A 7,379-nucleotide genomic window follows, 5' to 3' on the forward strand; every position below is an offset into this window, starting at 1 on the left:
AAAATTTGCGATCTTTTAAATTTTGCCGCGCCGCCTCATAGGGCGGTGCCTTTGGCGGGCGTGAAAAGCCCCTGCATATCGATGCCTTCGAGCTTCAGCAGCTTGATTTTTCTATCGATGCCGCCCGCATAGCCCGTGAGGTTACCGTGCGCGCCTATGACGCGGTGGCAGGGGATGATGATCGAGATTTCGTTGTGCCCTACGGCGCCACCCACGGCTTGCGCGGACATATTCGCTAGCCCGCGTGCTGCGGCGATTTCGCGCGCGATCTGCCCGTAGGTCATGGTCTGCCCGTAAGGAATTTTAAGCAAAATTTCCCACACAGCGCGCCTAAACGCCGTACCCACGGGATTTAGAGCGGGCGTAAAACCAGGCTCGCGTCCGCTAAAATACAGATCGAGCCAGCGCCTAGTTTGATCGAAAACAGCCAGGTTTTTCTCCTCGAAGTATCCGCTTTGCTCGTTTTCGCAGAATTTTTTCACCCGTGCCTTGCGCCGAAAGATTGATAGCGCGAGGTTTTTTGCCAGCATCTTTAGCTGCAAAATCGCTCGCATTGTACTTTTTATCTGCGCCGCTTGCCGCGAGGGCATGCGCGTAGTATTTCTCGCCCTCGAACCACAACCCGCAAAGCCCCGCTCCATCGCCTGCGAGCGTGATTTTGCCAAGCGGCGAGTCGTAATATGCGATAAATTTCATCATTGCTCCTATTTTGCGCTTTTGCGATTAAATTTAGGCGCCGCAAACAGCGCTTAAATTTCCCAAATTTCTAAAATTTGCGGGCAGATTTTAGCTACGCTCTGCTTAAATTCCGCCTTTTGCGCGGCGCTGGGGTCGCCAAGGGCTTCAAATTTGCAAAAAAGCTCGGCGATCTTTAGCCAGCCCGCAAGATTTAGATCGAATTTTTTCAAATTTGCTTCGGACAAAAACTCCAAATCATGATCGTAAAATGCGATCTTGCCGCTATTAAAGCTCACGAGCCACAGATCGCCGGTGCCGCTATCTGCAAAGATACAAAACTCGCGCAGCAGCCCGCTATCGCCCTCAAAAGGAAATTTCGCCGCGTCGTTGCAGAGCGCGATCTCGTGCTCTTTCAGCACTCTAAAATCGCCCGCAATCTCCCTGCCGAGGTATCCGCCTAGGATATTTTTAAGCTCGTTTTTGTTCAAAATTTAACTCCTCCGCTTTAGTTTCGTTTTTTGGCGTAGAGCATAAGAAAGCCAACCATCGCCGCGAAAATCACGCACATCGCAAGCGTCACGATGAGCGTGCCATGCGTCGAGCCGCTTAAAAACAGCCCCGTCGTGTTCATCCCGAAAAAGCTCGTGATGAAATTTAGCGGCATCAGCAGCGACGAGATGATCGTGAGAATGTAGATGTTGCGGCTGATTTTGTCGTTTTTGAGGCCTTGGATGAATTGATAGATATCCTCGATCCTGACGGCATATTCGCTCATCACGCCCTTGAAAACGCCCGCTTCGTAGGCGTAGTTTTTCAGCTGCTTTTTCAGCGCCGGCTGCTCGTTTGCGCAGATGAGCAGCGCCTCGTAAAAATGCGAAATTTTGTTTTGAAATTTGCGGATTTCGTATTTTAGGACAGAGTGCCTTTTCATAAATTTTGAAAAATCGCCGCGGCGCGTGTAGATTTTTTCGTAATTCTCGAGCTCTGCGGAGTGCTCTAAAATTTTATCGCGATATTGTGCTAGGATCTTTTTGACGACCGCGAAAAACTCCGCCTCGCTGCTAAGCCGCACCTCGGCGGTACCCTCCTGCAAATAGATCGCGCCTGCGTCGAAAATAAAGCGGTAGTTTTGCTCGCGCGGCGCGTCCGTCACGAAGTACACATACTCGCGATCCTCGGCGTAGTAGTAGCCCGAAACGCTGCGCTTTTCGGTAATCGGGTTCAATGAGACCTCCTTATTCAATCGTTTTAAATTTGCGGAATTTCAGAATTTCGCTCAAATTTACGGAATTTTGAAATTCTGTTGCCGATCAGAATTCTGAAATTTCGCCGCTAATAGGAATTCTAAAATTCCGCCGCCATTTAAATTTTATCGTATTTGGAATTTCAAAACTCTTTTGCGCTTGGAATTTTAAAATTTTGTGAGCTGTAAATTTCGGCTAAATTTTAAAATTTAGCATGCCGTAATTCAACCCCTATTAAAATTTAACGCGAGCCGTAAGGCTCGCCCCTTTAGCGTACCAGGGGTTGGGGGATTTTAAGAGCGAAGGGGAGCGCCTCGCAAGTAGCGCCCCTTCCCCCTTAAGAGAAAACGTCGCCACGACCTAATCTCTAGAGATAAAATTTTATATAGCGAAATTTTAAATTCCAAATTTATATTGCCGTTTCGCTATTTATAAATTTAAAAGTAGCACTTGCCTTTATAAAATTCCGTTTAAATTTTAACCCACGATATGTTTCTCTTGGGGCGGGAAGGAGGCCCCGATTGCGAGGTCGCTCCCTTTCCTGCCCCGAAAGAAATACACAAAGAGCTAAAAATACTGAAATTTAACATAGTGAAATCTTTATAAATTCGAGCCGGCGTATGCGTTACACATAATCCGTAAGGGGGGGCGGCGCTCAGAGTTAGCGGGGCGCCCCCTTACCAACCCCCACCCGTGCGACGCTAGTGGTGCGGACTGCGTCCGCGTTAAATTTATAATTGTGCTTCGCTTCTTTAAAATTCTTTCTTTGATTTTAAAATTTCTTGCCGCAAAAATCGTAAAATTTCAATTGCACTACAAATCGGCGCTGTATTTTGCTAAAATACCGATAAAATTTTAAAGGATGAAATTTGGAAAATTTTGCTTTTCTTCTAAATTTAGTGATATTTTGCATCTTGGTTTTTATGTTTTTTAAGATGCGCAAAAGCGGCGAGCAGGCGGGCAAGCCGCAGATCGCCACCGACATCACGCGGCTTAAAAGCATCGGCGAGCTGAGCGTTTTTAAAATTTACTCCAAAGAGATCGTCACGCGCAAGCAAAACGTAGGCAGCGGGCTGCTGGGCTCGCTCGTCTCGCCGCTGATGACGAAAAAGCAGATCGCCATCATCTTTGAGTTTGAGATCGAATTCGTTTACGACCTGCTAAGCCCCGAGTTTGCGATACTGCCGCAGGGTGAGGATCGCTACGAGATCAAGATGCCGCCGTGCAAATACAAATACTCGATCAAAGATATGAAAATTTACGACGAGAAAAACGCCAAGCTGCTGCCGTTTCTGCTGCCCGATTCGCTAAACGGGCTATTCGGCGCGAGCTTTGACGAGAGCGATAAAAACCGCCTCATCGACGACGCCAAGGACGAGGTCAAGCAGCTCTCGCTAAAAATCATCAACGATCTTGGCGGCAAGATCCACAAATCCGCTACCGACACGCTGGAAGCGATCGCCAAGAGCTTCGGCGCGAAGGAGGTCGGATTCATCTTTCAGGACAAGGCGCTTCAAACGATCGATATAAACTCCAGCGAGATCGCAATCGATAAGTCGCTAAAATCGCAGATCGAGAAGTAGATGGAGCTTTTTAAGGCGCTTTTTAAAATTTACTTCGCCCGCATGCTCGCGTTTATGGATGCCTGCGCGAGGGCTTGGCGGAGGTTTTATGAGCCGATCAGGCTGCGCAAAGAGAAAAAACGCCTGCGCGCGAAGGGTTATTTTACCGAGGATGCGACGTGGGCGGAGTTTTTCGCGGATTTTAAATTTTGCAAATGCTTTATCATTAAAAAAATCCTCTATCCAAACTTCTACGCGATCAAAAACTCCTCCAAATGGGAGGCGGGCTCAAAGCGGGCTAGCTTTACGGTGGGCTCGTTTGCATACGACGAGATCGCGTGGGTGTGGGTGCCGCGCGCCTTTGACGGCGGGCGAAAAAACGATCTGGAAAAGCTAAAAGATCTACTGCAAAAAATCCCAGCACTGCGCTATGAGCAGAGTGACACCGGGATTAAAATTTTCGGCTACGAGTGCGGCGAAGCGGGCTTATAGTCGTATGGCGCGGAATTTATTAAATTTTGTCGAGGATCGCGCCGATGCAGCCAAAACTTGCACTGCGCAGACGGACAGCGGGCGGGTTTAGCGACTGTGTCTTTGCCAAAACAGCGCAAGCAGCTTGAAATTTCATATTTGCAAACGCCCCGGCACGGTCTAAATTTAAACTCCACGCGAGTATAAACGCGAGCATATTTTATCTCTGCGCCTGGCTCCATAGATCCTTTGCTTCGGCGGGGTTTTTTATATTAAGCCACGCAAGAAGCATCACTACGGACCCCAATGGATTTAAGATTAAATTTAGCAGTTCCATGCAATTTATGACGCCCATCGTTATAGCGGCGGGGGCCGGTATTTTAAACATCATGCCGTAGACGATGTTTGCGCCGGCGCCTGCGATTAGCAGCGCGGCGTATACGGCAAAAAGCCTGCATCCGGTAGTGGCGCGCAACTTAAAATTTATAATTATCCAAGAGAGCGTAACTGCAAATATCAAATACGGCACATATATTTGCAGCCTATTACAATCACATCTTCTGAGTATATAAATGGCTGAAAAATATAATAGCGCCGCAAGCGCGATGCTATAGGCGTATTTGAAGATTATAAAGACCTGCGGGCCAGTAATATTTTGGATGTTTTTAAGCGCGTGATAAAGGAATGTGAAGGCAAAAATCCACACTAAGATTTGAGAATCCAAGTACGCGATCTCGCCTTTTATAGAATACGCTACGCTTGCGGCTAGTAGGCAGAGCGCGCCGAGCGTGCCTTGCAGCTTCGCTCTTTGAAAATCTTCATTCATTTTATACCTTTAAATTTTAATGTGCGGTTCGCTGCTTGTACTGCGCAGATGAGCGGCTGGCGCTGCTTTGATTATCGCCTCGCGGGCTTTGAATTTAGCCGCTGCGAATTTTAATTTTACGTCGCCGTGCATACTTCGTACTTTACGTCGCTGTGAATGATTTAAGCTCAGCACGCCGCCGAATATCTCATCCTTGGGCTACTACCGCAAATTTTATTTAGTTCCGCCGTTACGAGTGCTTTTAATTTAACGCCGTAGTTACCGCAAATTTTACTTTGCCGCCGCCGCTCGCGTAATACGTTTTTGAAATGGGATTTTACGCAAATTCTGTTTAAAATGGATTTAACTTTTTAAATTTAAAAGCAGCGGAGCAGCTTAAAATTTATAACTATCCAAGTGCCATTACTATAAGCATTAAAAACGCTTATTTTTGATTTTTAAATTTGAGCTGTTTTTAGTAAATTTTACTTACAAATTTTGTATAATTTTTAAAATTTTATCTCGAAAAAGGGAGCGAGTATGAGATTTATCGTTATATTGTTTTTGGTGGTCGGCGGCTGTTTTGGAGGCAATATAACCGACTTTCAAAGCTTGGAAAAATTTATCAAAGACGGGCAAGCGAAAGGATATTTTCCTAAAAAGATTTTAGTGACGCAAGGATTTGATACCACCGTATTAGAAGACGTGAGTTTAAATTTTAGCAAAACCATATATTGGGATATAAATTCTCGCTGCAACCAAAACGCAGACGAGATCATTATAGCCGAAAGCGATACGAGGCACTCTATAGTTTGCCCCGGAAATAACAACGTCTATATTTTGACTGGCGGCAGAAGCGATGTGGAAGACCCATGGGGAAACGATATCTTTGTAATGGGCGAGAACGATGATAAAATTTCAAAAAGCTGGGGTACAAATATATTTATATTCGGCAAAAGATGGGGGCACGATAAGATAGAAATCGGCGATTCTAGGATAAATCCGGCGTCAAACCCCGAATACAAAAACGAATTTCCTTACGAGTTTAGCCATTTTTTCATCTTTGATAGCGGGGTTAAAAAGGATGATTTAGTTTTTAACTTTAACAAGATAATAAATTTAAAAACAAACGACTCTATAGAACTTACGGATTTAAATGGTATAAATTTGATTTTTAAAGACGAGCCGGGTAAATACTACGGTACAAATTCATTAAAGGAGATTTACGACAAAAACTTTTTCGTTACGCCTAAGACTGAAGAGAGTTTGAGTATAGATGAGATACAAACGTTGCTTCACAAAACGGCATATTCAGACAACGCCGAAGATGCTAAAAAATACTGCGAAATGGGCGGCGATCCGAATTTTAAAGGTCATGAAAATACCACTCCCATCGAAATGGCGGTAATGTTAGGTAGCGAAAATTCGCTTCGCGCGATGCTAGAGTGCGCAAAAAGACTGACCGATAGCGCAATGATGATGAGCGTATTCGGAAGCCAACACGACAATGAGAAGAGTTTTAGGCTCGTAAAGCTTTTGGAAAAATACGGCGGAAATTTTAAAGTAAAGGATAGGGATGGCTGCTCCATGGTAAATTATGCGGCAAGTTCTCATAGTCTAGAAATCGTAAAATATCTAGTAGAAAGAGGCGCCGATCCAAAAGCTAGATGTTCTCATAACCAAAGCGTAACTCCATCGGATTGGGCAAGGAAAAACGAGGATAAAAGAGTATATGAGTATCTAAAAAGCCTAGAAGCCAAATAAAAGCTATGCTAAATTTGACTTCTTTATCGTTTGCTTTGAATCAGCGCGATTAAATTATTAGCGTTTTTGATGCTGATAGCAAGGTGCAGCAAGCTTTTATGATATCGATTTGGCTTATGGCTGTAGCGACGGAACTTATTTATGTGCCATCTAGAATGGGCGGCATATCGGACTCTCTAGAGCACCAAGATTTGCGACTATGCCAAAAGGCTTTAAGTTTTCGGCGAAAATTTTATTTTGCATTATTTTTGTTGAAAATATATAATTTAATCCAAAATTTATATACACTTCGCTATCATCTCATTTTTAATTTCGCGGCCCACTCGTCTAGTGGTTAGGACGCTGGCCTCTCACGCCGGTAACAGGAGTTCAAATCTCCTGTGGGTCACCATTTCATCACTTAAAATCAATTAAAATTTTCTATCATCCAGCTGCTTGCCCTTGAAATTTAAGACCTCATTTGATTTTGAAGCATTTTGGCTGAAATTTCATCATATTTTACCGAGGTTAATTGATCTAGAATTAAAGTCGCTCGAATTGAAATTTAGATCAAATTGTAAAATTCACGGCTAAATTCCGCCGCTACTTATATTTTCCAGATTGCGCAGCCTGTTCCAGTTCTGCTCGTTTTGTAAATTTCTCATATTTTGTCGCTGCTGCATCTGCTCCAGTTGCTGCTGCGATTGCTGTTGCATTAGGCTTCGCTGCGTGGCGATATACTGCTGCTGCGCTCTTTGCTGTGCTTGCGCGCTGTCCGCTCTGAATGAATTAAGCGTATCTTGCGATACCGCTTGCTTTTGCGCCACACGCGCGACTTCGGCGTCAATCTTTTGCCGCTTCGCACAGCGGTTTGAC

General features: G+C 44.8%; 9 protein-coding genes and 1 tRNA gene. 4 read left to right on the forward strand and 6 right to left on the reverse strand.

The genetic code is table 11. From position 1 onward, the window contains the following. Window positions 1–35: 35 nt before the first annotated feature. The 4 genes from Q0413_RS02250 to Q0413_RS02265 are packed head-to-tail and all read right to left on the reverse strand — an operon-like array spanning window position 36 to window position 1,903. Window positions 36–482 carry a methylated-DNA--[protein]-cysteine S-methyltransferase gene (locus Q0413_RS02250; RefSeq protein WP_298986883.1) on the reverse strand — a complete coding sequence of 149 codons (447 nt, stop codon included), beginning with the start codon at window positions 480–482 and terminating at the stop codon, window positions 36–38. After that, the gene (locus tag Q0413_RS02255) at window positions 409–696 is read right to left on the reverse strand and encodes a hypothetical protein (protein ID WP_298986886.1); all 288 of its coding nucleotides are present in this window, start codon (window positions 694–696) and stop codon (window positions 409–411) included. Before Q0413_RS02255 ends, Q0413_RS02250 begins: the two co-directional genes overlap by 74 nt. A 53-nt stretch (window positions 697–749) precedes the next feature. Further along, window positions 750–1,166, reverse strand: a complete 417-nt coding sequence (locus Q0413_RS02260; RefSeq protein ID WP_298986889.1) for a hypothetical protein — start codon at window positions 1,164–1,166, stop codon at window positions 750–752. 17 nt (window positions 1,167–1,183) lie between these two features. After that, window positions 1,184–1,903 carry a CorA family divalent cation transporter gene (locus Q0413_RS02265; protein ID WP_298986892.1) on the reverse strand — a complete coding sequence of 240 codons (720 nt, stop codon included), beginning with the start codon at window positions 1,901–1,903 and terminating at the stop codon, window positions 1,184–1,186. Between the two features lie 888 nt (window positions 1,904–2,791). Here Q0413_RS02265 and Q0413_RS02270 point away from each other — a divergent pair. Both Q0413_RS02270 and Q0413_RS02275 read left to right on the forward strand, forming a co-directional pair. Next, window positions 2,792–3,505, forward strand: a complete 714-nt coding sequence (locus Q0413_RS02270; protein ID WP_297913742.1) for a DUF4230 domain-containing protein — start codon at window positions 2,792–2,794, stop codon at window positions 3,503–3,505. Next, window positions 3,506–3,976 (forward strand): hypothetical protein, encoded by a 471-nt coding sequence (locus tag Q0413_RS02275; RefSeq protein ID WP_298986894.1) that lies wholly within the window; start codon window positions 3,506–3,508, stop codon window positions 3,974–3,976. It begins immediately after the preceding gene. A gap of 199 nt (window positions 3,977–4,175) precedes the next feature. Here the strand turns inward: Q0413_RS02275 and Q0413_RS02280 are convergent, their stop codons facing one another. Beyond that, a complete protein-coding gene (locus Q0413_RS02280; RefSeq protein WP_298986897.1) occupies window positions 4,176–4,781 on the reverse strand; it encodes a hypothetical protein in 606 nt (201 codons plus the stop codon). A gap of 519 nt (window positions 4,782–5,300) precedes the next feature. On the opposite strand from Q0413_RS02280, the gene Q0413_RS02285 reads away from it, so the two are divergent. After that, window positions 5,301–6,524: an ankyrin repeat domain-containing protein gene (locus tag Q0413_RS02285; protein ID WP_298986900.1), complete on the forward strand. Its 1,224-nt coding sequence runs from the start codon at window positions 5,301–5,303 to the stop codon at window positions 6,522–6,524. A 316-nt stretch (window positions 6,525–6,840) separates the two neighbouring features. Then, a tRNA-Glu gene (locus Q0413_RS02290) sits at window positions 6,841–6,915 on the forward strand. Window positions 6,916–7,093: 178 nt separating this feature from the next. On the opposite strand, the gene Q0413_RS02295 is transcribed toward Q0413_RS02290, so the two are convergent. Further along, on the reverse strand, window positions 7,094–7,379 hold a 286-nt coding region (locus Q0413_RS02295), incomplete at its 5' end, for a hypothetical protein (protein WP_298986903.1).

This window comes from uncultured Campylobacter sp. (genome assembly GCF_938045465.1).
GTDB lineage: Bacteria > Campylobacterota > Campylobacteria > Campylobacterales > Campylobacteraceae > Campylobacter_B.